The following is a 23,989-nucleotide window of genomic DNA, read 5'->3' on the forward strand; positions in this document are numbered from 1 at the left end:
TGTTGCCGCCACGCAACCGCGGCATGGTGGGTCGCCGGGGACTCGAACCCCGAACCCTTCGATCCAACTAGGAGAAGGAAGCGCACCCATCACCGCGCAAGCGGAGAGCGGACGCGCTACTCAGTCGAATGCTCTAGCCAGTTGAGCTAGCGACCCAGAAGTCGATCATCGCACCGACCGGGATGGCGAGGCTATCCGGTTTCGCCCCGGACCGCCGTCGGGCAGGATCCCGGCTCGTACGCCCGGGCCCTGCCCGCCCATCGCTTCGTCTAGGTCATGAGCCGCTACGCAGGATGGGAGTGACTTTAGGATCATCGCGTGATCGATATCGAGGTGACGGTGCGTCGGGCTTCCGATGCGGACGCGCCCGCCCTGGCCGGGCTGCGCTGGAGGCGAGCCATCCAGGAGCGCGGGTACCAGGGCGACAACCTGGACGAGTTTGTCGCGACGCTCGGCGATTGGATGCGCGACCACCCCGAGCACCGGGCGTTCGTGGCCGAGGTCGCCGGCGAGGTGATCGGGATGGCCTGGCTCGCAGTGCTAGACCGTGTGCCCACGGCAAACAAGTACGCCCGGCGGGGCGGCGACGTGCAGTCCGTGTTCGTCGTCCCTGAGCTGCGCGACCGCCGGGTCGGCGCCCTGCTGATGTCGGCCGTGCTGGAAGAGGCCCGTCGCTTGGAGCTAGAGCATGTGACGGTGCACTCCAGCACCCGGGCGGTGCCCTTCTACGAGCGCAACGGCTGGGGTCACGATCCCGAGTGGCTTAGACCGTGTGTCAGTTGGGCTTGTTGCTGGTCAACAGGTTGAGTCGGTCGGCGCGGCGGTAGCAGATGAGAGCGCAGGCCAGGCGCAGGAATCCGAGGTAGTGGGAAGCCTTCCGGTCGTAGCGGCGGACCAGCCGCCGGGACCGGGTGGTCCATTCCAGGCAGCGTTCGATCACGTAGCGGTGCCGGCCGAGCCGCTTCGATGACTCGATGCCCTTGCGGGCGATCCGCGCGGTGATGTTGCGCTCGCGGAGCAGCTCGCGGCATTCGCGGTAGTCGTAGCCCTTGTCGCCGTGCAGCTTGGCCGGTCGTTTCCGGGGCCGGCCGACCGGCTGGCGGATCGGCTGGATGCTGTCGACCATGTCCTCGAGCAGCTTGTGGTCGTTGATGTTGCCGGCAGAGATATCCACATGCAGCGGCAACCCGCCCCGCTCACCGACGACGTGAATTTTGGAGCCGGGCTTGCCCCGGTCGACCGGGCTGGGCCCGGTCAGGTCCCCCTTTTGAGCGCACGAACGTGCATGCTGTCGATACTCGCCCTTGACCAGTCGATCTGCCCGGCGACGCCGAGCACGTCAAGCGTCGCCTGGTGCAGCGCGCTCATCACTCCCGCGGCAACCCATTCGGCGAAGCGGCGGTGAGCGGTACGCCAGTGCACAGGGAACGACCCCGGCAACTTACGCCACGAGCAACCCGACTCCAACACGTACACAATCGCCGCGAGCATCGCCCGGTCATCGGTCCGGCGCCGCCCACCGCCTTGATGCCTTTCCGGGTGCGCTGGCAACAACGGCTGCGCGAGGTGCCACAACGCGTCCGGGCAGTACTTCTCCACGTCACTCACACCAGCTCAACGAATGACCTTGCACCTCAACAACCCCAAACGACACACGGTCTTAGCTGGGCCTCTGAGGCGTAGAGCCGCCTCCAGCGTCGGCCCACCCAATCTGCCGGGTGCATCGTGCCGCCGGTCTGACGCAGGTGCCCAAATGGCTCAATCGTCGTCATGCGCTGGGACGGCTACTCGCCAGCCAGCCCGAGTTGCTGGCTGATCTCCTCGCCGAGCGCCGCTGCTGCTCTTGCCGTCGACGCCAGAAGCTCAGCGTGTTCCGCCTCAGTGACCTGCAACTCCGGTCTCGGGCTCCGGCGCCACGTCGTCCGCGTCATGTCACGGGTGATGCGGGTGGCATCGGCCTTACCGCGCTCGGCCAGGCGCGGGTTAGCGTCAACGGCCAGTAACAGAGCTGCCCGCAACTCGACGTCGACACCGCGACCGCGTAAGAGTCGGTAACCGGCCCGACGCAACTCTGTTCGCTCGTCCCGGAGCAGTTCCCAAGGCAGGTCCGGCGGCAGCGCGCCAGCCACCGGGCGCAGCGCCGCAGTCACCTCCCGCACCACCGCCGGTGACGGATCGCGCACCAATGCCGCCATCTCCCCCGCCACCACCGCGTCCAGGAGCCGCAGACTCCGTACCGCCTGAGCACGGACCCTTGCCCGCTCATGGCTCAGCAGTCGTTGGAGCAGTCGGGCATCCGCTGCGGAGCCGACCTCGGCGAGTCCGGCAATGGCCCCCGAAGCCGGTCGGTCGGTGTCGACGCCGCTCCGATAGTGCTCCCGCACGTCGATACCGAGGCGGCGAGCCGCATCCCGGGCCACCGCCCGCACCAGCGGCGCATCATCGTTCAGGTATCCAACGACGTCGGCGTCTTTGCCGGCGCGGACCAGCCCGGTCAACGCCATAACCCGCACCTCGGCCCGAGCCGACCGAGCCAGACGCTGCAGGACATCAAGCCGACGGGTCCACACCGCCTCACGGCACGCCGCCTGCGCCGCCCGCGTCCGCAGCCGTACATCCGGATCCGACTCGGCAAAGGTCACGAGATCCGACACACGCAGCCAGCCTTGCGCCAGAACGATGTCGAAGACGAACCACCGCTCCCGACGGCCACCCTCGCTGAGCAGAGCACGCCACACCTGCTCCGTCGCCGCCAGCACCGCCGCCTGCACCTGGGTGACCGCGAAGGCAGCACGCTGACGCGCGTCAAGGCGCAGCGCCATCGGCAACACGGCAGACAGGCAGATAGCAGGGTCGTCGGCGAGCAGCACCGCGAGCCCGGCGCGCGCCCGGTCCCGCACCGGCTTGACCCAATCAGCGGTACGCAGCACCAGAAACGGCATCACCTCCCGGCACGGACGACTCACCATCGCAGCGACCGCACGCTCACGAATCCGCCCGTCCCCATGCATGCTCGCCAACACCGTCACTACCGGCCCCGACGACACACCGGAGAACCGTTCCGAGGCCCGCCGCATCGCAGGCTGCTGGTAACGGCCGTGCCACGGCGCCGACCGCGCGTGCCAGTCAAGCCGCACCACCAACCCCGGCGACCCAGCGACCAACGCCAACGCCGACCGCGCCACCACCTCATCGCCGACAGCATCGACCTTGAGCAGCACCTCGACCAGGCTGTTCAACGCCTCCCACCGGCCATCGCGGGCCTCGTGAACCGCGACCCGCACCGCGCCGAGCAACCCACCATCCCCCGCCCCCGAGGGCGGCCGACCGTCGTTGTCGCGTCTGCCCCGGATCATGCTGACATCCTGCCCAACCAACTAACCGAACCGAACCACATTTTTCGAGCCCCGCCCGCGCGCCGGGCTACGGTCGCTGGTGTGGTCATCAGCGCATTGGACGACGTGGTGAACGTGATCGAGTCAGACCCGGAGGCGATGAGAGTCCTTCGGGCCGCCGCCGACCTTGGGTTACCCGACTGGTGGATCGGTGCCGGCTTCGTTCGCAACCGCGTCTGGGACGCGATCAGTAACCTTCCGGTCTCGCCTGAGCGGGACGTGGATGTCGCCTACTTCGATCCGGAGAAGCTGGACCCGCGCGAGGACGCCCGTGCCGAAGCCCGCGCCCGGGTGGTTCTCCCCGGAGTGCCGTGGGAGATCCGCAATCAGGCCCGGATGCATCAGCACAATGGCGACGAGCCTTACACGTCGACCCTGGACGCGATGTCGCGCTGGCCCGAAACGGCGACCTGCGTCGCGGTCACCCTGCGCGGTGACGCTGTCCGCCTGGTGTCCTGCCACGGGCTGGCTGACCTGGTGGGGATGGTGGTCCGCCCCTCTCCAGCATTCAGTGACGCGGCGGGCCGCGCGAAGGTACGGCACCGCGTGGAGGCCAAGGGATGGTGCGACCGATGGGCCGGACTGCGGCTGGAGATCTAGCGCGGACGTCACCTCAGCGGCTCAACTGATCTCAGCAGCCCGTCAGGATAGGGTCTCGACCGTGACAGCGGTACCGGCACCAACAGGCCCATTCCGCTGGGACCTTGTCTCTCCGGCCCAGCTCGGTGCTCTCCTCGACGCCGTCCCCGAGCCCGATCTGTGGTTCCTACCCGAACTGCTCGAGTGTGCCGGCAAGGTCCTTGCCCGCAGCGCCAACGCGGACCTCTACTTCGTCGGCCGCTCCCCCGACAGCATCTTCGACCTGCTCAGCGGCGCGCTGGCCGCGACCACGTGGCGCGACCGCTGCCACCAGGTTCCGCTGTCATTGTGGGCCGATCCGGATGTGCTGACTCCGGCGCAGGTCGCCCAGTTCCGCAGCAACCTCAGTCACCTGGGAATCACCCCGCACGGTCTGGCCCACCGCCGGCAGCCGGTGGCGTTCGTCGACCTCGTCTACGGCGGTCGCACCTACGAGAACCTGTTCCATCTGCTCCGACAATGGATCAGCGAGGAGAGAGCCGCCTGGTCGGTGATCCGTACGAAGGTGCGGTTCATCGGCATCACCGCTCGCACAAAGACCAGCCCGAACACCTGGCGCTGGTACCAGGCCGCCCCATGGGCCACCCAGCTCCCACGCAGAGCCCTGGTCGGGGTGTCCCTGCGCGCAGGGCTATGGGAGTATTTCGGCGACCTACAGCCCAAGATCACCCGCTCGTTCCCCGTCGCACGGTGGCTCGACCAGGACACGCACGTCCCGGCACGCGATCCCAAGGCGTTGGCCGCCCTCGCCGAAGCCGTGGCCATCGTCGCGTACGGTCGCTCGCCCGAGGGGCGAGCCGGGCTCGCCGCCGCGATAACCGGCGAACCCACCATGCGCCAGCCATGGGTACGGTCGCTGGTGACCGAACTGCGCCGGCCGACCACCACCCGTCAGACCTGACCCCTCCCAACCCTGCCCCGAACCAGCACGTCGCGCACATCCCTGGATCGGGTACGCGACCAACCGGGGTCTTGCCTCCCCGGACGTCGCCGGTGAACCTTAATCCACGGCGAGCGGCACGCCAGTCGTCCGGATTTGCGCGGCACAGCCGGGAGGAACGCGGTGCATCCGTTGCGGGCAGGTCACCAGCGGGGCATCTGCTGCGTCGTAGCCACCGGCTATGGCAAGACCACCGCGCTGCACCGGGCGGCCCGTCGAGGCGCAGAGCGCGCCTCGGCGGCCCACCGTCTCAGCCGTTGTCGATCAGGCTGGCGATCTCGTTGTAGATCAGGTGCGCTTTCGCGCCCTGGTTCGACGGACATCCGCCGAGGTGGTGCAGGGCGATCACCCGGTGGCTGGCGTTCAGCACGGGTGAACCCGAGTTGCCGCCGGAGGTGTCGCAGCTGTAGCTGATGTTCCAGGTGTTGTAGTTCGCGTTCCGGACGGCGCAGGTCGCGCCGTTCTGGGTGTCCTCGTAGATCGACAGCCGCTTCGCGCTGCCGTCGCCGTGTCCGGGGATGTAGATCCGGGTGCCGTTGCTGGTGGCGCTCGTTGCCAGGTACAGCGTGCCGAATCCCTGGATGGCGGCGAAGTTGTTGACCGAGAACAGCGCGTAATCCAGTTGGCTGGAGCCGCCGCTGCTCACCCGGTAGAGGGTGGCACCGCTGACCTTGGTGCCGGCGCCGGGGTTCGCGCCGCCACAGGTGGCGCACTGGTAGTTGAACTGCATCTCGCTGCCGCTCACGGCGGACTGCGTCGAGAAGCAGTGCTTGTTCGTCAGCATCCGGTTGGTGTTGCCGACCCGCCAGGTGGTGCACAGTCCACCGCCGCTGATCAGCAGCCGTGCCACCGCCCTGCCGCGGGCGTACTCGGTGGGGTGGCTGTTCTGGTAGCAGACCACGTCCCGGCGGGCGTCGGTGCTGCACACGGACTGGGTGGAGAAGTTGTGCGCGGCGATCTCCGTGCGGTCGTATCCGCGCCAGAACCGGTCAATGGTGGCGGCGCTGCCACCTGCGGGGCGGCTGCTGTGCAGTGTCACCACGGCGGTGTCGCCCTCCACCGACATCGCCCAGAAACCCGGCTGCCCGTCGGTGGTGTAGTCCGACCCGGCCGCCCGGTTCAGGTGGCGGTCGTACCGGTAGCTCTCCCTGCCGTCGCGGCTCGACACCGTGACGTAGTCGCCGTGGGCCAGACGCAGCGAGCTGAAGTGCACCTTGATGTAGGTGGCACCGGGGTGCCGAATGATCTGTGTCCCGCCGTTGGGGGCATAGGACAGAAGGCCGTCGACGGTGCGGAGTTCACCGATCGTGGTCACACCCTCCGCCGAAAACTGGTTCGACTCCGGTGCCCGCTCGGATTGTGGCGTGAGAGGGGCAACCGAGTACGCCTCGGCGGCGGGTACCGACAGTAGGCTCAGCCCGAGTGTGCAGGCAGCGAGCGCGACCGCCCCCGTTCGTAGGTGGCGCAGGGCAGATGTCATCTGTCGCTCCTTCTCAGGAATCAGCACCGAGACGTGCCTTCGGCCTTCCTACCTGAGACCACGCAAGACATGTAATCCCATCTATGTCATAGCTACCTGGCCATGATCGTTCGTACCGCCACCCGTACGCCCACAGACCGGACGGGATCGCCACCGCAAGCCCCACCCGGCAGCCCGGCATGCGACGCTCAAGGTCCACGACCAACGGGCCACACCGCGTGGCCCTCGGACACAACCGCCATAGCCGCACCCCCACCCCACACCCCTTGTGCCCGGAGGAACGCAGACCATGGACCACGCGTCTCAGCTCATCCAGGAGCGGAGTGCCCCGCCGGCCACGCTGGTGATCTTCGGTGCCTCCGGTGACCTGACCCGGCGTAAGCTGCTGCCCGCGGTCGAGAGCCTGGCCCGGCACGAACGGCTCCCGGACCAGTTCGCGCTGGTCGGCGTCGCGCGCACACCGATGACCAACGAGCAGTTCGCCGAGAGCGCCCTCGGCGGACGCGCCCTCGCCAGCAAGCGCCAACTCCAGAACGGCGTGCGGTACGTGGCCGGCGGCTACGACGACCCGCAGACGTACAAGCGGCTCGTGGAGACCCTCGACGAGCTGGACGCACAGCGGGGCACCTCCGGCAACCGGCTCTTCTACCTGTCCACCCCGGCCGGGGCCTTCGAGCCGGTGATCAACGGACTGGCCGGTGTCGGGCTCAACCAGCCACGCGAAGGCTCCTTCTCCCGCCTGGTCATCGAGAAGCCGTACGGGCGCGACCTGGTTACGGCCCGCGAGCTCGACAGCGTCGTGCACAGCGCGTTCGACGAGCACCAGGTCTTCCGCATCGATCACTACCTGGGCAAGGACACCGTCCAGAACGTGCTGGCGCTGCGCTTCGCGAACTCGATCTTCCAGCCCATCTGGGACCGTTCCTGGGTCGACCACGTGCAGATCACCGTCGCCGAGACCCTCGGCGTCGGCAGTCGCGGCGGCTTCTACGAGGACGCCGGCGCGATGCGGGACATCGTGCAGAACCACGTACTCCAGGTCCTCGCGCTGGCACTGATGGAGCCACCGGCCTCATTCGAGGCTGAGGGCCTGCGCAATGAAAAGGTGAAGCTGCTCCAGGCGATCCGGCTCCCCACCGACCGCGACATCGCCGAGGCCGCGGTCCGGGGACAGTACACCCGGGGCGGCACCCGCGAGGAGCTGATGGCCGGCTACCGCGAGGAGGCCGGCGTCGACCCCCTGTCGCGGACCGAGACGTACGCCGCCATGCGGCTGAACGTGGACAACTGGCGCTGGGCCGGGGTGCCGTTCTACGTACGCACCGGCAAGCGCCTGCCGGCCCGGCTCACCGAGGTGGCCCTGCAGTTCCAACGGCCGCCACACCTGCCGATCCCGACCGACCAGCTCACCGGCCTCGACGCTGACGCGCTGATCCTACGGATCCAGCCGAACGAGGGCATCTCGCTGCGCTTCGGCGCGAAAGTGCCCGGCCACTCCTTCCGGGTCCGCACCGCCACGATGGAGTTCTCCTACGACCAGACGTTCGTCGAGGAGTCCCCGGAGGCGTACGAGCGGCTGCTCCTGGACGCGCTGATCGGTGACGCGTCGTTGTTCATCCGCAGCGACGAGGTGCAGCAGTGCTGGCGGATCGTCGACCCGATCATCGAGAACTGGAAGAAGGACAACTCGCCGATCCCCACCTACGAGGCCGCCTCCTGGGGCCCGACCGACGCCGACCGGCTCATCGGCCGAAACGGCCGCAAGTGGCGCAACTCCGCGTGACCCAGCCACAACGAGTGTCGCCACGCCGCTGAGCCACACGTCCGGCGACGCCGGGTCGTTCAGGGCCCGTCCGGGTTGGCGCGTGGGATGACCAGTCCGGTCTCGTAGGCGACGACCACCGCCTGTGTTCTGTCGCGCAGGCCGAGCTTGCTCAGCAGGCGACTGACATGGGTCTTTATGGTTTCGTCGCTGACGACGAGCCGTTTGGCGATTTCGGGGTTGGACAACCCTTCGGCCATGAGCCGCAGCACGTCGGTCTCTCGTGGCGTGAGCGAGCTGAGCGGCACGGGCTGCCGGGGTGGTCGGGGGCGCAGGCGCGTGAATTCGCTGATGAGCCGGCGGGTCACCCGTGGCGCGAGTAGCGCGTCGCCGGCTGCTACGACTCGGACGGCATCGAACAGCCGTTCGGCGCTGACGTCCTTGAGCAGGAAGCCGCTCGCGCCGGCGCCGAGGGCGTCGTAGACGTGTTCGTCCAGGTCGAATGTGGTGAGGATGAGAATCCGGGGGCCGTCGCCGACGGCTAGGTGCCGGGTGGCCTCGATGCCGTTCATGACGGGCATGCGGATGTCCATGAGGACCACGTCGGGTCGGTGCTGGCGGCAGACCCGTATCGCTTCGGCGCCGTCGGCGGCGCTGCCGACGACGGTGAGGTCGGGCTGCGTGTCGAGGAGCATGACGAAGCCGGCGCGGACGACCTCGTCGTCGTCGGCGACGACGACGCGCACGGGACCGCTCATCGGTCCGCCATGGCTTCGCTCGCTCCGGTCAGGTGTGGGGCATGCTGGGGGCCGGTGGTCGTTGCCGGTGCCGCTGACGGGTTCTCGGGGAGGGGCAGCACGGCGTCGACCAGGAAGCCGCCGCCTGGCGCGGGGCCGGTCCGCAGCTCGCCGCCCAGGGTGGCGACCCGCTCGCGCATGCCGAGCTGCCCGTGCCCGGTGCCGGAGGGCCGGCCGGGGATCGGGCCGGGGCCGTTGTCGCGCACACGCACGCGCAGGGCGTCGTTGGTGTACGTCAACTCGACGTCGACCGCGGCGCCGGGGGCGTGGCGGCGCACGTTGGTCAGCGCCTCCTGGACGATCCGGTATGTGGTGAGCTGTACGCCCGGATCGAGCGGGACGATTCGGCCGGATACGAGCAGTCGTACGCCGGCGCCGGTCGAGTCGCGTGCCTCGTCGAGCAGGTCGGTGAGCTGCCGTAGGCCGGGCTGCGGGGTACGGTTCGGGCCGGTCGCGTCGGGCTCTTCGTCGTCGTGGCGCAGCACTCCGAGGAGCCGTCGCATTTCGGTGAGCGCCGCCCGGGCCGTGTCGCCGATCGCGAGGAGGCGCTTCGCTCCGTCCGGCGGCAGGCCTGGCGTGGCCAACCGGGCCGCTTCCGCCTGGACTGCGATCTTCGAGATGTGGTGGGCCACAACGTCATGGAGCTCGCGGGCGATCCGGGCGCGTTCACCTCGTGCCGCATGCGCGAGCAGGGTCTTCGCCATCGCCTCGCGGGACTCGTCGCGGGCCGTGGCCTCCGCGCGGGCACGCGCGGCGGCGCCTGCGCCGGCCGCCGCGACGGTCACCGCCGCGACGACGAGCGCGACGATCCGCCCGTCGCGGCCGCCGTCGGGCGGACCGAGGATCGCGTAGCCGACGAACGGCAGCACGAACCAGCCTGCCACGACGGCCCGGCGACACCGCCCCAGCAGCCAGAGCGCGGCGACCTCGGCGATGAGCGCCGCGATCGGTGGCCGGGGATGCAGCGCGAGCAGGAGCGACGTTGCCGCGGTCGTCATCGTGGTGGCCCATATCGGCTGGGTTGCCAGCAGCGCCACCGGTGCGGTGGCACAGAGGGCGAGGAGCAGCGCGGCCGGCAGCAGCGCGTCGGAGACCACGCCGCTCAGGACGGTTTCTCCCATCGCGGTGAACCCGAGCAGCGCCGCAGCGGCCGCTGGCAGCTCGGGCAGGCCCGTGACGCGTCCGACGAACCGTCTGGCGGCGGCCGGCCAGCGGTGGGCGTCTGCCTCCATGCCGCTATTCTCCCCGGAACGTCCGGTCGCCGCGTCCCCCGGTGGTCGTCCCCCGCGCGGGGGACGGCGTCACCGCGACGTCACCCGAAGCACTGCCCCGAAGACGGTTCCGCAGCGGGACGACTGGGCGTCGCCGGCCGCCTAGCGTCGCTACCATGACCGAATTTTCCCCGCGCGGCGCGGGCGTGGCGATCGAGGTGCGTGGGCTGCGCAAGCGGTACCGGTCGACGGTGGCCGTCGATGACCTGTCGTTCACCGTCGAGCCCGGCATGGTGACCGGTTTCGTCGGGCCGAACGGCGCCGGCAAGTCCACCACGATGCGCATCATCCTCGGGCTCGACGCGGCCGACGGGGGCACCGCGCTGGTTGGCGGCCGGCCGTATCGGGCCCTCGCCCGCCCACTGCGCACGGTCGGCGCGCTCCTCGACGCCTCCGCGGTGCACCCCGGTCGCAGCGCCCGCAACCATCTGCTCTGGCTCGCCCAGTCCAACGCGGTTCCGAGCCGCCGCGTCGACGAGGTCCTCGACCTCGCCGGACTCGCGGCGGTCGGGAAGCGGACGGTCGGTGGGTTCTCGCTCGGCATGCGGCAGCGGCTCGGTATCGCCGCCGCGCTGCTCGGGGACCCAGCGGTGGTCATCTTCGACGAACCGATCAACGGACTGGACATCGACGGCATCCAGTGGATCCGCGGCCTGCTGCGGTCCCTGGCCGACGAGGGCCGGGCGGTTCTGATCTCCAGCCACCTGATGGGCGAACTGGAGGACAGTGCCGATCACCTGCTGGTCATCGGCCGCGGCCGGCTCCTGGCCGACACGAGCGTCCGGGATCTGGTCGCGCGCGCATCCGGGGATCGGGTCGCCGTGCGGACGGGCATGCGCACCGAGGCGATGACGGCCCTTGCCGACACAGGCGCGCTGACCACCATCGCCGACGGCGAGACGGTGACCGTGGCCGGGCTGCCCATCGAGCGCGTCGTCGCGCTGCTCACCCACCATGGGGTGACGTTCAGCGGGGTGTCCGCGCACCGGGCCTCTCTCGAAGAGGCGTACATGGAGCTGACCCGCGACGCGATCGAGTTCGGCGCTGTCGAGCGCGACGAGCGGGCTGCCCGATGACCGCCACCGCGCACCGCGGCGCCGATTCGCTGCTGGAGGGCGGCCGTCCCGGTTTCGGCCGGCTCCTGCTGTCGGAGTGGACGAAGCTGCGTACGGTCCGCCGCTGGGCCATCGCCCTGCTGGCCGCGCCGGTGCTGGTTATCCTCGTCGGCCTCGTGACCGCCGCGAGCAGCCAACCCGGAGCCGTCGACGCACCCGTCGCCGGCCCGGACGGTGTCTGGGTGCAGGACCGGTTCCATTTCGTTCACCGCCCGTTGAGCGGGGACGGCACCGTGACGACCCGGGTCGTCTCGACAAGCCTGGAGGTCAGCCTGCCGCCAGAGGATGACGGCGACGTGCGGGCCACCGACATCGAGCGGAGGGTGTGGTCCAAGGCCGGGCTGATGATCAAGGACGGACTGCGGCCCGGCTCGCCCTACGCCGCGGTGATGCTCACCCCCGGCCACGGCGTCCGGCTGCAGTCGAACTTCACAACCGACATCGCTGGCCCCGCTGCCGCAGCACCGACCTGGCTCAGGCTCACCCGCGCCGGCTCGACGATCAGCGCCTTCCAGTCGGCCGACGGAATCTCCTGGACGCCCGTCGGCACCGTCACCGTCGCGGACCTGCCGCAGACCGTCGAGGTCGGGCCGTTCGTCGCCTCACCGACCGTGGCCCTGCTGGCGCAGCGACAACTCGGCAGCATCCGCGTCGGCCAGTACCCGACCACGACGAGGGCGCTGTTCGAGCGGCCAACGCTGCAGCCGACCGGGACCCCGGGCACCGGGCCCGGCGAGCCGCGCGACGGCTGGCAGGACGACGAGATCGATGACTCGGCCCGTCAGCCCGGCGCACCGCCGACCCCCGACCGGTCGGGCGACAAGAGGTCCCCGTCCCCGCCGCCGGCAGCGGTCTGGGTCGGTGACCGCCTGACGCTGATCGGCGTCGGTGACATCGCGCCGCGAACGCCCGGAGAGGATGTCATCAAACAGAACCTCACCGGCGTGTACGCGGGGCTGATGGCGATCGTCGCGGTAGCGGTCCTGTTCGTCACCACCGAATACCGGCGCGGCATGCTCCGCACGACGTTCGCGGCAAGCCCCGGACGGCGTCGTGTTCTGGCGGCCAAGGCACTGGTCATCGGCGTGGTCACGTTCGTCCTCGGGCTCGTGGCCACCGTCGCCGCGCTGCTCATCACCCGGCCGATCATGCGCGACAACGGCTACCTGCCCCCCGTCTACCCGGACTGGTCGCTGACCGACCCCCCGGTGCTGCGAGCCGTCGTCGGCACCGCCGCCGTGCTGGCCGCGATCGCGGTGTTCAGCCTGGCCCTCGGCACGGTGCTGCGACGCGCCGCGAGCGCGGTCACGATCGTCATCGTGCTCATCGTCCTGCCGCAGCTGCTCGCCAGCGGCCTGCCGCCGGCAGCCGGGCAGTGGCTGATGCGGCTCACCCCGGCCGCCGGGTTCACAATCCAGCAGACGATCCCCACCTACGAGCACGTGCCACGAATCTGCGCGCCCGAGAACGGCTGCGTCTACGACCAGCCGTGGGCCGGGTTCGGGGTCATCTGCGCCTACGCCGTGGTGACGATGGCCGTCGCACTCTGGCTGCTACGCCGTAGGGACGCGTGAACACGATGCACGTCATCCACGCGGAATGGACAAAACTGCGGACCGTCGTCAGCACGCCCTGGCTGCTCTTCGCCGCCGTCGCCGTGACTGTCGGCATCAGCGCGACGGTCACGGCCACCGCCGGCAACCGCCTCTGCCCGACGCCATCCACCTGCCTGGACGACCTGCCGAAGCTCAGCCTCACCGGCGCCCAGTACGGGCAGACTCTCATCGTCGTGCTCGCCGTCCTCGTGATGAGCGAGGAGTACACCACCGGCACGATCGGCGTGTCCCTGGCGGCGGTACCGCGCCGGTGGCAGCTGTACCTGAGCAAGGCGGCCGTCGTCACCGCCATGGTGATCATCGTCGGATCGTTCGGCGCTCTCGGCTCGCTGCTCGCCGCCCGGCGGGTTCTGCCCGGCGCGGCGGTCGGCGCCGCCAACGGCGATCACCGTCTCTCGCTCGCCGACGAGCCGACACTACGCGCCGTGTACGGCACCGTGCTGTACCTCGCCCTGGTGGCACTGTTGAGCTACGGCGTCGCCGCAGTGCTCCGCGACACCGCAGGGTCGATCGCCACGATTCTCCTCCTGCTGTACGTCGCGCCGATCCTGACCTCGTTCATCACCGATCCTCAGTGGCTGAACCGGATCGAACAGCTCTCGCCGATGTTGGCCGGCCTGAAGATCCAAGCGACGACGGCACTGGACACGCTGCCGATCGGACCGTGGCAGGGACTGGGTGTCCTCGCCGTGTGGGCGGCCGGCGCCCTCCTGGCCGGCCTGCTCTCGCTGCACCTGCGCGACGCGTGACCCGGGGCGGTAGCCGTGCGGCCCCGCTCGGGCACCGCGCATGCGTGCGCTGGGCGTGATGAGCGGTGACCTGGACGATGTCCCCCCGGCGGTTGAGCCGGTTACTCGTCGCGACCGGCTGCGAGGCCGGGTGGGGCCGAGCCCCCTTCGGGTGCCTGCCGCTGATTGTTCGTCCCGGGTCGGCCCTCGCCACGTACCTTCCGGGCGGGAGGCCGACGTGACGCGGGGGACATGGTGATGCAGCCGAGCGAGGTGTTCGTTGGCCTGCAGGCGCGTCTGGGCCGGCCGGGAACCGTGCTGCTGGACAGGCTGCGCGGGGTCCAGCGGGAGCGGGGCGGCATCACCGCGGACGTCCTGACGCGGCTCGCGGACGAATTCGGGTTGCCGGTCGCGGCGGTGGCCGGGGCGGCGTCCTTCTACGCGGACTTCACCCAGGGGTGCCGCGGTCGACGGCACGTGCGGGTGTGTGAGGGCACTTCGTGTTTCGCCAGCACCGGTGGGGAGCACGTCCGGGATCTGGAGCGGGTGCTGGGCGTACGCCGGGACACCTGCGCCTCGGACGGGTCGGTGTCGTTGCAGGCGGTGCGTTGCCTGGGGTATTGCTACGACTCACCGGCGGTGCTTGACGGTGACCGGCCGGCCACCGGCCGGGACCTCGGCGGTCTCCTCGACGGGTCGGTCGGCGCCGCAGACGGATCCGCCGCGTCGCTGCGCACCCCGCCGCCGATCCCGTACGAGAGCCGGGTCGACCCGCCGGTTGTTCTCGCCGGGCTGCTCGGCGTCGAGGGCGAGTGGGAGGTATGGCCGGCGGTGGTGACCGGCGGCTCGCCGGAGCGGGTGAACCGTGAGATCGCGGCGTCCGGACTGCGGGGTCGGGGCGGGGCCGGATTCCCGACGGCGAAGAAGTGGGCGATGGCCGCCAGTGAGCCGGGGCCGCGGTATGTGATCGCGAACGGTGACGAGGGCGATCCCGGGTCGTACTGTGACCGGTTGTTGATGGAGCAGGACCCGCACCGGGTCCTGGAAGGGCTCGCGCTCGCGGCCTTCGCGACGGGCGCACACCACGGGCTGGTGCTGGTCCGCTCGGAGTACCCGGCGGCCGTCCACCGGATGCGCGCCGCGGTGGCCGAGGCGCGGGCGGGCGGGCATCTGGGCCGGCGTATCCACGGCTCCGGGTTCGACTTCGACGTGGAGGTGGTCGAGGGCGCCGGGTCGTACGTCGCCGGGGAGGAGACGGCGTTGATGCACGCCGTCTCCGGGCTGCGCGGCGACGCCCGCCCCCGACCCCCGTACCCGACCAGCAAGGGCTTCCTCGGGCGGCCGACGGTGTTGAACAACGTGGAGACGTTGGCCGCCGTCCCCTGGGTGGTGCGCCACGGCGGGGCCGCGTACGCCCGGCTCGGCCACCCCGACGAACCGGGCACGAAACTGGTCTGCCTGAGCCAACTGTTCCGCCGCCCCGGCGTGTACGAAGTCGAGTACGGTGTCCCGCTACGACACCTGGTGCAGGAGCTCGGCGGTGGCCTACGTGACGGGCGCAGCCTGCGGGCGGTGCAGGTCGGCGGACCGCTCGGGGGGTTCCTCACCCCGGAGCAGCTCGACCTGCCGCTGCTGACCAGACCGCTGGCGCAGGCTGGCGTGCCGCTGGGGCACGCCAGTCTGATCGCGTTCGACGCGGCGGTGCCGGCGGCGGCGGTCCTGCGGCACGAGTGGGCGTTCGGCGCGGCGGAGAGCTGCGGTGCGTGCACCCCGTGTCGGGTCGGCACCCGCCGGGGCCTCGAACTTGCCGAGCGGATCGGCGAGCCGGGACAGGCGGCGGTACTGGCACAACAGGAGCCGCTGCTGGAGGTGCTGGACATGGCGAGCCTCTGCGCCTTCGGGCGTGGAGTTGCCGGCGCCGTCCGCAGTGTGACCCGCGCGTACGCCGATGAACTCCCAGGGCCGGCCGCATGATCCGGTTGACGATCGACGGCAACCCCGTCGACATCTGCGACGGCAGCAGTGTGCTGGCCGCCGCGCGAGCGGCCGGGGCGACCCTGCCCGGGTTGTGCTCCGACGACCGGATCTCGCCGCAGGGCTCCTGCCGGGTATGCCTGGTCAGCGTGGACGGCGGTCACCCGGTCACCTCATGCACCACGCCGGTGCGCGAGGGGATGGCGGTGCGCACCGACGACCCGCGGGCGGTCGGGGCGGCGCGGCTGGCGCTGGAACTGCTCGTCTCCGAGCAGCCGGCGCGGGCGTTGCAGATCCCGGCCGACCGCAGCGAACTGGTTCGCGCCTGCGCGCATTTCGGGGTCACCGGGAGCCAGTTCCACGGTGCGGGCCACGCCCGGGGTGTCGATGTGTCGCACCCGTACGTGAAGCTCGACCGTGACCTGTGCATCGCCTGCGGCCGGTGCGTGCGGATGTGCGCGGAGGTGCAGGGCACCTTTGCGTTGTCTCTGGCCGGGCGGGGATTCGACACGGTCGTGGTGGCTGGCGCCGGCGAGTCCTGGCTCGCCTCGCCGTGTGTGGGCTGCGGCGGCTGTGTCGACACCTGCCCGACCGGGGCGCTGGCCGAGCCCGGGCTGCTGGACCCGGCGCCGATTGACCGCACCACCACCACGACCTGCGGCTACTGCGGGGTCGGCTGCTCCTTGCGGGTGCACGTCCGCGACGAACACATCGCCGCGATCACACCGGTCCACGGCGCGCCGGTCAACCGCGGTCACGCCTGCGTCAAGGGCCGCTTCGCGCACGCCTTCACCCGCTCCCGCGACCGGCTCACCACTCCACTGATCCGTACGGCCGGCCGGGACTCGCCGCTGCGACCGGCCACCTGGGACGAGGCACTCGGCGTGGTGGCGGCCCGCCTGAGCGCCATCCGCGACCGGTACGGCGGCGAGGCGATCGGGCTGATCTCGTCGGCGCGGGCCACCAACGAGGAGAACTACCTGGCCCAGAAGTTCGCCCGGACCGTCCTGCGCACGAACAACCTCGACAACTGTTCCCGGCTCTGCCACTCGCCGTCCGCGGCCGGCCTGACCGCCTCGTTCGGCCTGGCCGGCGGAACGAACCCCTTCGACGACCTCGACCGGGCCGACTGCATCCTCGTCGCCGGGGCGAACCCGACCGAGGCGCATCCGGTCGTCGGTGCCCGGATCAAACAGCGCGTCCTCGACGGTGCCCGGCTCATCGTCATCGACCCGCGCCGCACCGACCTGGTCGGCTTCGCCGACGTCCACGTGCAGGCCCATCCCGGATCCAACGTGGCCGTCTTCAACGGCATCGCCTGCGCCCTGATCGACGCCGGTCACGTCGATGAGGGTTTCGTCCGTCACCGGGCCAGCGGATTTCACGAGCTCACCGACGTGCTCCGCGACTATCCTCTCGACCGCGCCGCCCACCTGGCCGGAGTCGACCCGGCGACCCTGGCGGAAGCGGCCCGCCTCTACGGGAGCGCCCGGCGGCCGGCGATCGTCTACGGCCTCGGGATCACCGAACACACCCACGGCACCGACGGTGTCCGTACCCTGGCCAACCTGGCCATCCTCACCGGCGCGGTCGGCACCACCGACGGCTGTGGGGTGCTCACGCTGCGCGGGCAGAACAACGTCCAGGGCGCCTCCGACATGGGTGCCCTACCGGACCTGCTTCCCGGCTACCAATCCGTCACCGACCCGCACATCCGCGATCGTTTCTCCCGCGCCTGGGGCGTCGAGGTGCCCGACCGGCCCGGGCTGCGCATCCTCGACATGTTCGACGCCGCCACCACCGGCCGGCTGCACGCCCTGTACGTCATCGGTGAGGACATCGCCCAGACCGACCCCGACACCCGACGCGTGCAGGCCGCGCTGGCCGCCTGCGACCTCGTCGTCTGCCACGACCTGTTCCTGTCCCGCACCGCCGAACACGCCGACGTGGTCCTGCCCGCCGTCTCCTTTCTGGAGAAGGACGGCACCTTCGTCAACTTCGAACGCCGCGTCCAGCGGGTCCACCCGGCGCTGCCACCACCCGGGCAGGCGAAGACCGACTTCGAGATCCTCCACCTCCTCGCCGCCGCCATGGACGCCGACCTCGGTTGCCCGACCCCGGCCGACGCCATGGCCGAGTGCGCCAGCCTGACCCCGACGTTCGCCGGGATCACCCACGCCCGGCTCGACCGGGACGGGCCCCTGTACTGGCCCTGCCGGGCACCCGACCAGCCCGGGGAGGCGAGGCTCTACCTCGACCGGTTCGCCACTCCGGACGGCCGGGCCGCCCTGGCCGCCCGCCCGTACCTGCCGCCCGGTGAACAACCCGACCGGCGCTTTCCGTTCGTGCTCGTCACCGGCCGCCGGCTGGCGCACTACAACAGCGGATCGATGACCCGCCGTACGCCGAACCTGGACCTGGTTCCCCGCGAGGCCCTGGACGTGCATCCGGACGACGCGGCCCGGCTCGGTCTCGCCGACGGCGATGTGGTCGAGGTGGCCAGCCGGCGTGCCCGGGTCACCTTCCCGGTCAACGTCACCGACAGCGTCGCCCCCGGACAGGTGTTCACCACCTTCGCCTTCCCTGACCAGCCCACCAACGCCCTCACGTCGGACTGCGCCGACACCACCACGGGATGCCCCGAGTACAAGGTCACCGCCGTCGCGTTGCGCCCCGGCTAACCAAGGCTCCGACACGGGTACCGCCACCGAGGGCGCGAAGCGCGTTGAGGATCACGGCCACGTCGATGCCCTCCTGCACGAACGCGCCGGCCACCGGGGGAAGCACCCCGAACGCGGCGACGACCATGGCCACCACCGCCAGCGCCATGCCCGCGCCCGCGCTCTGCACCGCGATCGCCCGCGACCGGCGCGCGATCTCCACCGCGTCGGCCAACCGGTCCAGCCGGTCCACCGACAACACCGCATCCGCCACGTCCGCCGAGGCGCTCGCCCCCGTCGCCCCGAGCGCCACACCCACTCCGGCGGATGCCAGCGCTGGTGCGTCATTGATCCCGTCGCCGACCATCACCGTCACCGCCCGGTCGGACTCGGCCCGCACCCGGGCCACCTTCTCCTGCGGCGAGCAGCGGGCCACCACCTCCTCCACGCCCACCGCCCGCGCCACCCGCTCGGCGACCTCCGGCCGGTCCCCGGTCAGCATGATCAACCGCTGGAAGCCGGCCTGCCGCAACCGCCGTACCGTGTCACCCGCGTCGGGCCGCACCGGGTCGCGGAGGAGCACCGCCCCGGCCAGCACGTCGTCCAGGCTCACCCACACCGTCGACACGCCGTCCGCCTCCGCCTGCTGCCGTTCGCGTACGGCCCAGTCCGGCAGGTCACCCCCGTGCTGTCCCACCCGTACCAGCCGTCCGTCGACCCGGCCACACACCCCGTGGCCCGGCTCCTCCGTCACGTCGGCGGGCACCACCAACCGCATGCCTCGGTCCTTCGCCCCCCGCACGATCGCCGCAGCCAGCACATGGGAGGACAGTTGTTCGACCGAGGCGGCCACCCGCAGCAGCTCGTCGCCGTCACCACCCGGCGCGGTCACCACCGCGGCCAGCTCCGGACGCCCGGCCGTCAACGTCCCGGTCTTGTCGACCAGCAGGGTCCGCGCCCGGCCCAGCAGTTCCAGCGAGCCGCCGTTGCGGACCAGCACGCCGCGCCGTGCCGCCCGGGACAACCCGGCCACGATCGCGATCGGGGTGGCCAGCAGCAACGGGCACGGAGTCGCCACCACCAGCACTGCCACCGCCCGCACGAACTGCCCGGACACCGCCCACGCGACACCGGCCAGGACCAGGGTGAACGGCACGAACGCCGCCGAGTACCGGTCAGCCAGCCGCACCGTCGGCGCCTTCTCCGCGTTCGCTTCCTCCGCCAGCCGGACGATTCCCGCGTAGGTGCTCTCCGCCGCGGCGGCGGCGGCCCGCAATCCGAACGCCGCGCCCGCGTTGACCACCCCGCTGGCCAATCGGTCCCCGGCCCGGCGCTCGACCGCCTGGGACTCGCCGGTCAAGGTGGACTCGTCCACCATCGCCGCGTCTTCGGCGAAGCCGTCCACCGGCACGACCTCACCCGGACCGACCAGCAGGCAGTCGCCGTCGCGGATGTCGCCCACGTCGACGTCCTGGATCCCGCCGTCCGGACCGCGCCGCCGTGCCCGGCGGGGTGCTCGCGCCAGCAGCTCGTGCAGGTCCCGCGTCGCCCGCCCCTGGGCGTAACTTTCCAACGCGTGCCCGCTGGCCAACATCAACGCCACCACCGCGCCGGCCAGGTACTCACCCACCAGCAGGGAGGTGACCAGGGCCAGGGTCGCGATCACATCCACGCCGATCCGACCCCGCCGCAGCGACTGCACCAACCAGCGCAGCGTCACCACCAGCGTGATCGAGGCCGTCGCCGCCCAGCACACGTTCGCGGCCCCGCGCCGGTCGGCGAACCACAACCCCGCACCGACCAGTACCGGCACCGTCAACGCGGCCAGCGGCGCGAAGTCGCGCCACCTGCGCCAGCGTCCCGCCGTAGACCCGCCGCCCACGTTCCCACCCCCGGGTCGAGGCGCAACCTTCACGCTGACCGCCGACACGATGGCGACCGGCCGGGCTCGGCCCCAGACCGCGACGGAGAGCTCGCCCGCCACCGGACGGCGACGGTGCCGTCAACAGGGTCTCAACCACGCGAGGCCGATGCGGTCGAAACTGGCCACAAGACCTGTTCTTTCGTGAGAGACCAACATCCACGCCACGCCAGGAATGCCCACGCTCAGACGTACATCATTGGTTTCTATCCGCGGCCTCCAGCGCGTCGGCCTGGCTGTGCAGCTCTGCCGCACGGTCGTCCCAATCGGGACCGTGCGAGTACAGGCTGTAGGCCGCCTCGCGCATGAGCGCCGGCTGGTTCGGCCGCTGCAGGAGCACGAGCCGGTACGCGAGATTGCGGACCCACACCGGCAGAAGCCCGTCGACCAGGTTCGGGCAGAGTTCCCGAAGCATCGCAAGGATGGCTTCCGCGTCCGCGAAGGTCAGCTCTTCGACAAAGTAGTGCTCATCGCGGTCCAGGGCACACGGCGACGCAGGCCGGTACTCGTCACCGTAGAGGCACCGAGCGTGCTCGGTCAGGCTGCTGTGCATGGCCGCAGAGCCTACGTTCTGTCACCTCACTCTGCGGGGACCGCCGCTTCCAGAGACCCCATCCCCGTGCCTGGTTCAAAGGCGCGCAGCCAGCGTCCCGCAACGCGCCCCGACCTGATCGAGCGCACGGATCCCGGCTTCGTAGGACGCCGTTCCCCGCCTCCCAGGAGCCCCACACATTGTCGAACTTCGATTAATCTCTCTCTATGCCTGGCGGGTCCCCGTGGAGCTGCTCTACGGTCGACACATGGTCACACGTCGATTGGTATTGGGGGCGGTCCCGATTGCGGCCGCTGCCCTCACCACCACCCCAGGTCATCCCCGCTGGCTCGGCCCGTCGTCTACCTCGACGACTACCGACCGCGTACCACCGGACCCGGCCACGACGCAGGCCGCCGCCACCGCGGTTCGCGGCTTCACGGCCGACCTCTACCGCACACTGGCGTCGACCCACGCAGGCGGCAATGTGGTGTGCGCACCGTACTCGGTCGGGCTCGCGCTCGCGATGACCAGAGCGGGCGCCGGCTCGACCACGGCGGACGAGATGGATGCCGTGCTCCACGCACCGCATCCGCGCCCCGGCGCGCTCGACAGCGGGTTCAACACCGTTGATCAGATGCTCGCCGACCAGTACCAGAACGGTGACGGAACCAAACAGCCTCGGCTGACCACGGCCAACGCGCTGTGGACGCGACTCGACCTGTGCCTGCGGCCCAGGTTCCGGAACACCCTGGCCGGCTACTACGGTGCCGCGCCGCACCCGGTCGACTTCGGCAACGCCCCGGAGGCGGCCCGCCAGGAGATCAACACCTGGGTGTCGGATCGGACCAACGCGAAAATCCCGGAGCTGCTGTCGTCCAACGCCGTCAACCCCGACACCCGCCTGATCCTCACCAACGCGATCTATCTCAAGGCAGCTTGGAAATACCCGTTCACCGAGACCGCCACGGCGGTAGGGCCATTCACCCGGGAAGACGGCAGTGTCGTCGACGTCTCGATCATGCGCGGGCCGTTCGACAGGATGGGCTACCTCGAGGGCGACGGTTGGCGCGCAGTCGACGTCCCGTACGCGGGCGACGGACTTGCCATGGCCATTGTCATGCCGACCCGGGACGATCTCGCCGCGGTCGAGGCGAACCTCAACGCAACCTGGCTGGGCGCGCTACTGACCGGGTTCCAGATCACCGATGTCCAACTACGCCTGCCCCGCTGGACGTTCCGCCTACCGGCTGAACTGGCAGCCGCGCTCGGCGGCCTCGGCATGCCCACGGCATTCACCGCACAGGCCAACTTCACCGGCATGAGCACCGAACCGACCCTGCGCATCGACGACGTGGTCCACGAGACGTTCATCGCCGTGGACGAGAAAGGCACCGAAGCCGCCGCCGCGACGGCCGTCATCGTCCGGCCGCCGTCGATCCCACAGGGCCCACAGTTCTTCGTCGACCGGCCATTCCTGTACGTCATCCACGACCGGCTCACCGGCGTACCGCTGTTCATCGGCCGGGTCCACGACCCCCTGGCCACCGGCCCATCCTGACCGCAGTTCAAGCGGGACGCGTTGCGGTCGGGGCCATCAGCCGATCGGATGACCGACGGCGACGATCGGCTATTTCCATGTGCGATGGACACCTTGCGACGCCTACGAAGGAGGCATGACCAACGAGCGGACCGTTCCCCTGCTGCCGTGCGCATCCATTGACGACATCGAAGCCTTCTACGGAGTCCTCGGCTTTCGCACCACCTACAAGCAACGCAAGCCCAACGCCTGTGTGGGAGTACAGCGGGAAGACCTGCATCTGCAGTTCTTCGAGATCGCCGGATTCGACCCGGAGCAGTCCTATGGCTCCTGTCTCGTCATCACCGCGGACATCGAGGGACTACATCGGGCCTTCGCCGCCGGCATGCGCGCCGCGTACGGCAAGGTGCTGGTGTCCGGAACGCCGCGGATGACCCGGCCCAGGGCGCGGAAGAACGCTGACGGGTTGGGCGGATTCAGCGTCATCGACCCGGGCGGCAACTGGATCCGCGTCTTTCGGGACGCCGCCACCGAGCCAATGCCGGCCGCCACGCCTGCCGGGCGGCTGGCCAAGGCCCTGGCGAATGCGGTCGTACAGGCCGATTCCAGGGGAAGCGTCGGACAGGCCGTTCGGATCCTCGACAGCGCGTTGGCCCGCCCGCAAGCCGACGACGACCCGGTCGAGCAGGTAGAAGTCCTGGTCTACCGGGCCGAACTCGCGATGGTGCTGCACGATCCACAGACCGCGGCCGAAATGCTGGCCCGCGCCCAGTCCGTCACGCTCACGGACGACGAATCCGACAGGGCGGCACCCGCGTTCGACAACGCCACCGAACTCGCAGCAGCACTGCGGTGACTCACCATACAAACGCCTCCCTCACCTGCCCAACGTGCGGCGCCGGTACCGCACGTCACTGACCCCAGGGATGGCAGCACCGTTCGAGCCGGGCCAGGCTCCGGGGAGCCCGCTCATCATGAGCGGGCTCCCGAAACGGCTCAACCAGGGCCCTGCCGCTGCCGGTACGGTCAGAAATGAGCCCGGGCCCATCGGAAGCGGGCCACCTGCCTTGTGCACTCGACCGTTCAGCCTCGTCGCCGGTATCGGGCCGGGCCTGATCTCCGTTCGCGCCCGGTCATGAGTGACCGCGCGCGGACCGCCGCGTGATGCAGTCCGGGGCGGGGCCACCGCGCCTCCCGCCCCAGCTCGGGGCCACGGCGGCAGGAGTTGCCGGGGCAGCCCTTCACACGGATTGAATCCAGGTACCGGACCGCCACGCGATCGTGAACCATGATTCTGCTGCTGCGGTCGCAGGAAACGCAGGCGACCGACAGCGGGATGTCGAGGAGTTTGCCGTTGGCATTGATGCGGAACGTGCCGTCGCCGGTGCTGGCGAGGCCGAACGGGCGGTGGACACAGCGGAACGCGAGCAGGGGAAGGTGCGTGCGCCGAAGGGCCCAGGACGAAACGATATGAGGACGCGTAGACATGATCCCTCTGAAGACCTGACGGAAGGCATGGGAAAAAAGCCGACGGCGACGTCGGCGACCGATGCACGGGGAAGGTGTCAGGTTTACAGAGCAGGCGGGGTCACGCGGGGTGAAGTCCTCTCGTGAGCGGT

At 70.4% G+C, this 23,989-nt stretch carries 19 protein-coding genes and 1 tRNA gene; 11 read left to right on the forward strand and 9 right to left on the reverse strand.

Going from position 1 to position 23,989, the window contains the following annotated elements; genetic code table 11:
• Positions 1–24: 24 nt before the first annotated feature.
• Positions 25–156 (reverse strand) — tRNA-OTHER (locus EV382_RS32710).
• A 162-nt stretch (positions 157–318) separates the two neighbouring features.
• Between EV382_RS32710 and EV382_RS13400 the strand changes: the two genes are divergently transcribed.
• Entirely contained in the window at positions 319–807 is a 489-nt protein-coding gene (locus tag EV382_RS13400) for a GNAT family N-acetyltransferase (protein WP_130401968.1), read from the forward strand.
• Here EV382_RS13400 and EV382_RS13405 read toward each other — a convergent pair.
• Together EV382_RS13405 and EV382_RS13415 are read right to left on the reverse strand one after the other, a co-directional pair.
• A protein-coding gene (locus EV382_RS13405; protein ID WP_425271896.1) for an IS5 family transposase occupies positions 776–1,608 on the reverse strand; the annotation gives its coding sequence in 2 pieces (ribosomal slippage) (positions 776–1,266 and positions 1,266–1,608; 834 coding nt in all). The two genes, EV382_RS13400 and EV382_RS13405, sit on opposite strands and share 32 nt — an antisense overlap.
• A 176-nt stretch (positions 1,609–1,784) precedes the next feature.
• Positions 1,785–3,296 carry a hypothetical protein gene (locus tag EV382_RS13415; RefSeq protein WP_130401970.1) on the reverse strand — a complete coding sequence of 504 codons (1,512 nt, stop codon included), beginning with the start codon at positions 3,294–3,296 and terminating at the stop codon, positions 1,785–1,787.
• 141 nt (positions 3,297–3,437) lie between these two features.
• Here EV382_RS13415 and EV382_RS13420 point away from each other — a divergent pair, with 141 nt between their 5' ends.
• Complete coding sequence (locus tag EV382_RS13420) at positions 3,438–3,995, forward strand: nucleotidyltransferase family protein (protein WP_244236666.1); 558 nt, start codon at positions 3,438–3,440, stop codon at positions 3,993–3,995.
• A 61-nt stretch (positions 3,996–4,056) separates the two neighbouring features.
• Entirely contained in the window at positions 4,057–4,935 is an 879-nt protein-coding gene (locus EV382_RS13425) for a hypothetical protein (protein WP_244236667.1), read from the forward strand.
• A gap of 289 nt (positions 4,936–5,224) precedes the next feature.
• On the opposite strand, the gene EV382_RS13430 is transcribed toward EV382_RS13425, so the two are convergent.
• The gene (locus EV382_RS13430) at positions 5,225–6,454 is read right to left on the reverse strand and encodes a trypsin-like serine peptidase (protein WP_130401972.1); all 1,230 of its coding nucleotides are present in this window, start codon (positions 6,452–6,454) and stop codon (positions 5,225–5,227) included.
• A gap of 289 nt (positions 6,455–6,743) precedes the next feature.
• On the opposite strand from EV382_RS13430, the gene zwf reads away from it, so the two are divergent.
• Positions 6,744–8,237: a glucose-6-phosphate dehydrogenase gene (gene zwf, locus EV382_RS13435; protein ID WP_130401974.1), complete on the forward strand. Its 1,494-nt coding sequence runs from the start codon at positions 6,744–6,746 to the stop codon at positions 8,235–8,237.
• Between the two features lie 59 nt (positions 8,238–8,296).
• On the opposite strand, the gene EV382_RS13440 is transcribed toward zwf, so the two are convergent.
• Positions 8,297–8,974, reverse strand: a complete 678-nt coding sequence (locus EV382_RS13440; RefSeq protein ID WP_130401976.1) for a response regulator — start codon at positions 8,972–8,974, stop codon at positions 8,297–8,299.
• Positions 8,971–10,245, reverse strand: a complete 1,275-nt coding sequence (locus EV382_RS13445) for a sensor histidine kinase (protein ID WP_130401978.1) — start codon at positions 10,243–10,245, stop codon at positions 8,971–8,973. Before EV382_RS13445 ends, EV382_RS13440 begins: the two co-directional genes overlap by 4 nt.
• Positions 10,246–10,400: 155 nt before the next feature.
• Between EV382_RS13445 and EV382_RS13450 the strand changes: the two genes are divergently transcribed.
• The 5 genes from EV382_RS13450 (at position 10,401) to fdhF (ending at position 18,398) form a co-directional block, all read left to right on the forward strand.
• Positions 10,401–11,360 carry an ABC transporter ATP-binding protein gene (locus tag EV382_RS13450; RefSeq protein WP_130401980.1) on the forward strand — a complete coding sequence of 320 codons (960 nt, stop codon included), beginning with the start codon at positions 10,401–10,403 and terminating at the stop codon, positions 11,358–11,360.
• Positions 11,357–12,973 carry a DUF1349 domain-containing protein gene (locus EV382_RS13455; protein WP_130401982.1) on the forward strand — a complete coding sequence of 539 codons (1,617 nt, stop codon included), beginning with the start codon at positions 11,357–11,359 and terminating at the stop codon, positions 12,971–12,973. The genes EV382_RS13450 and EV382_RS13455 overlap by 4 nt, the downstream gene beginning before the upstream one ends.
• Positions 12,974–12,978: 5 nt before the next feature.
• Positions 12,979–13,764, forward strand: coding sequence for an ABC transporter permease subunit (locus tag EV382_RS13460; RefSeq protein WP_130408783.1), 786 nt, complete (start codon positions 12,979–12,981; stop codon positions 13,762–13,764).
• 231 nt (positions 13,765–13,995) lie between these two features.
• Positions 13,996–15,717: an NAD(P)H-dependent oxidoreductase subunit E gene (locus EV382_RS13465; protein WP_208758402.1), complete on the forward strand. Its 1,722-nt coding sequence runs from the start codon at positions 13,996–13,998 to the stop codon at positions 15,715–15,717.
• On the forward strand, positions 15,714–18,398 hold the full coding sequence (fdhF, locus tag EV382_RS13470) for a formate dehydrogenase subunit alpha (RefSeq protein ID WP_244236668.1): 2,685 nt from the start codon (positions 15,714–15,716) through the stop codon (positions 18,396–18,398). Before EV382_RS13465 ends, fdhF begins: the two co-directional genes overlap by 4 nt.
• Here fdhF and EV382_RS13475 read toward each other — a convergent pair.
• Together EV382_RS13475 and EV382_RS13480 are read right to left on the reverse strand one after the other, a co-directional pair.
• Positions 18,370–20,259, reverse strand: coding sequence for a heavy metal translocating P-type ATPase (locus EV382_RS13475; RefSeq protein ID WP_130401984.1), 1,890 nt, complete (start codon positions 20,257–20,259; stop codon positions 18,370–18,372). The two genes, fdhF and EV382_RS13475, sit on opposite strands and share 29 nt — an antisense overlap.
• Positions 20,260–20,494: 235 nt before the next feature.
• Positions 20,495–20,851: a hypothetical protein gene (locus EV382_RS13480; RefSeq protein ID WP_130401986.1), complete on the reverse strand. Its 357-nt coding sequence runs from the start codon at positions 20,849–20,851 to the stop codon at positions 20,495–20,497.
• 247 nt (positions 20,852–21,098) lie between these two features.
• Between EV382_RS13480 and EV382_RS13485 the strand changes: the two genes are divergently transcribed.
• Positions 21,099–22,391 carry a serpin family protein gene (locus EV382_RS13485; protein WP_130401988.1) on the forward strand — a complete coding sequence of 431 codons (1,293 nt, stop codon included), beginning with the start codon at positions 21,099–21,101 and terminating at the stop codon, positions 22,389–22,391.
• Positions 22,392–22,506: 115 nt separating this feature from the next.
• Positions 22,507–23,226, forward strand: a complete 720-nt coding sequence (locus tag EV382_RS13490) for a VOC family protein (RefSeq protein ID WP_130401990.1) — start codon at positions 22,507–22,509, stop codon at positions 23,224–23,226.
• A gap of 227 nt (positions 23,227–23,453) precedes the next feature.
• On the opposite strand, the gene EV382_RS13495 is transcribed toward EV382_RS13490, so the two are convergent.
• A complete protein-coding gene (locus EV382_RS13495) occupies positions 23,454–23,858 on the reverse strand; it encodes a DUF1062 domain-containing protein (protein ID WP_130401993.1) in 405 nt (134 codons plus the stop codon).
• Between the last annotated feature and the right edge of the window lie 131 nt (positions 23,859–23,989).

This window comes from Micromonospora violae, assembly GCF_004217135.1.
Taxonomy (GTDB): Bacteria; Actinomycetota; Actinomycetes; order Mycobacteriales; family Micromonosporaceae; genus Micromonospora; species Micromonospora violae.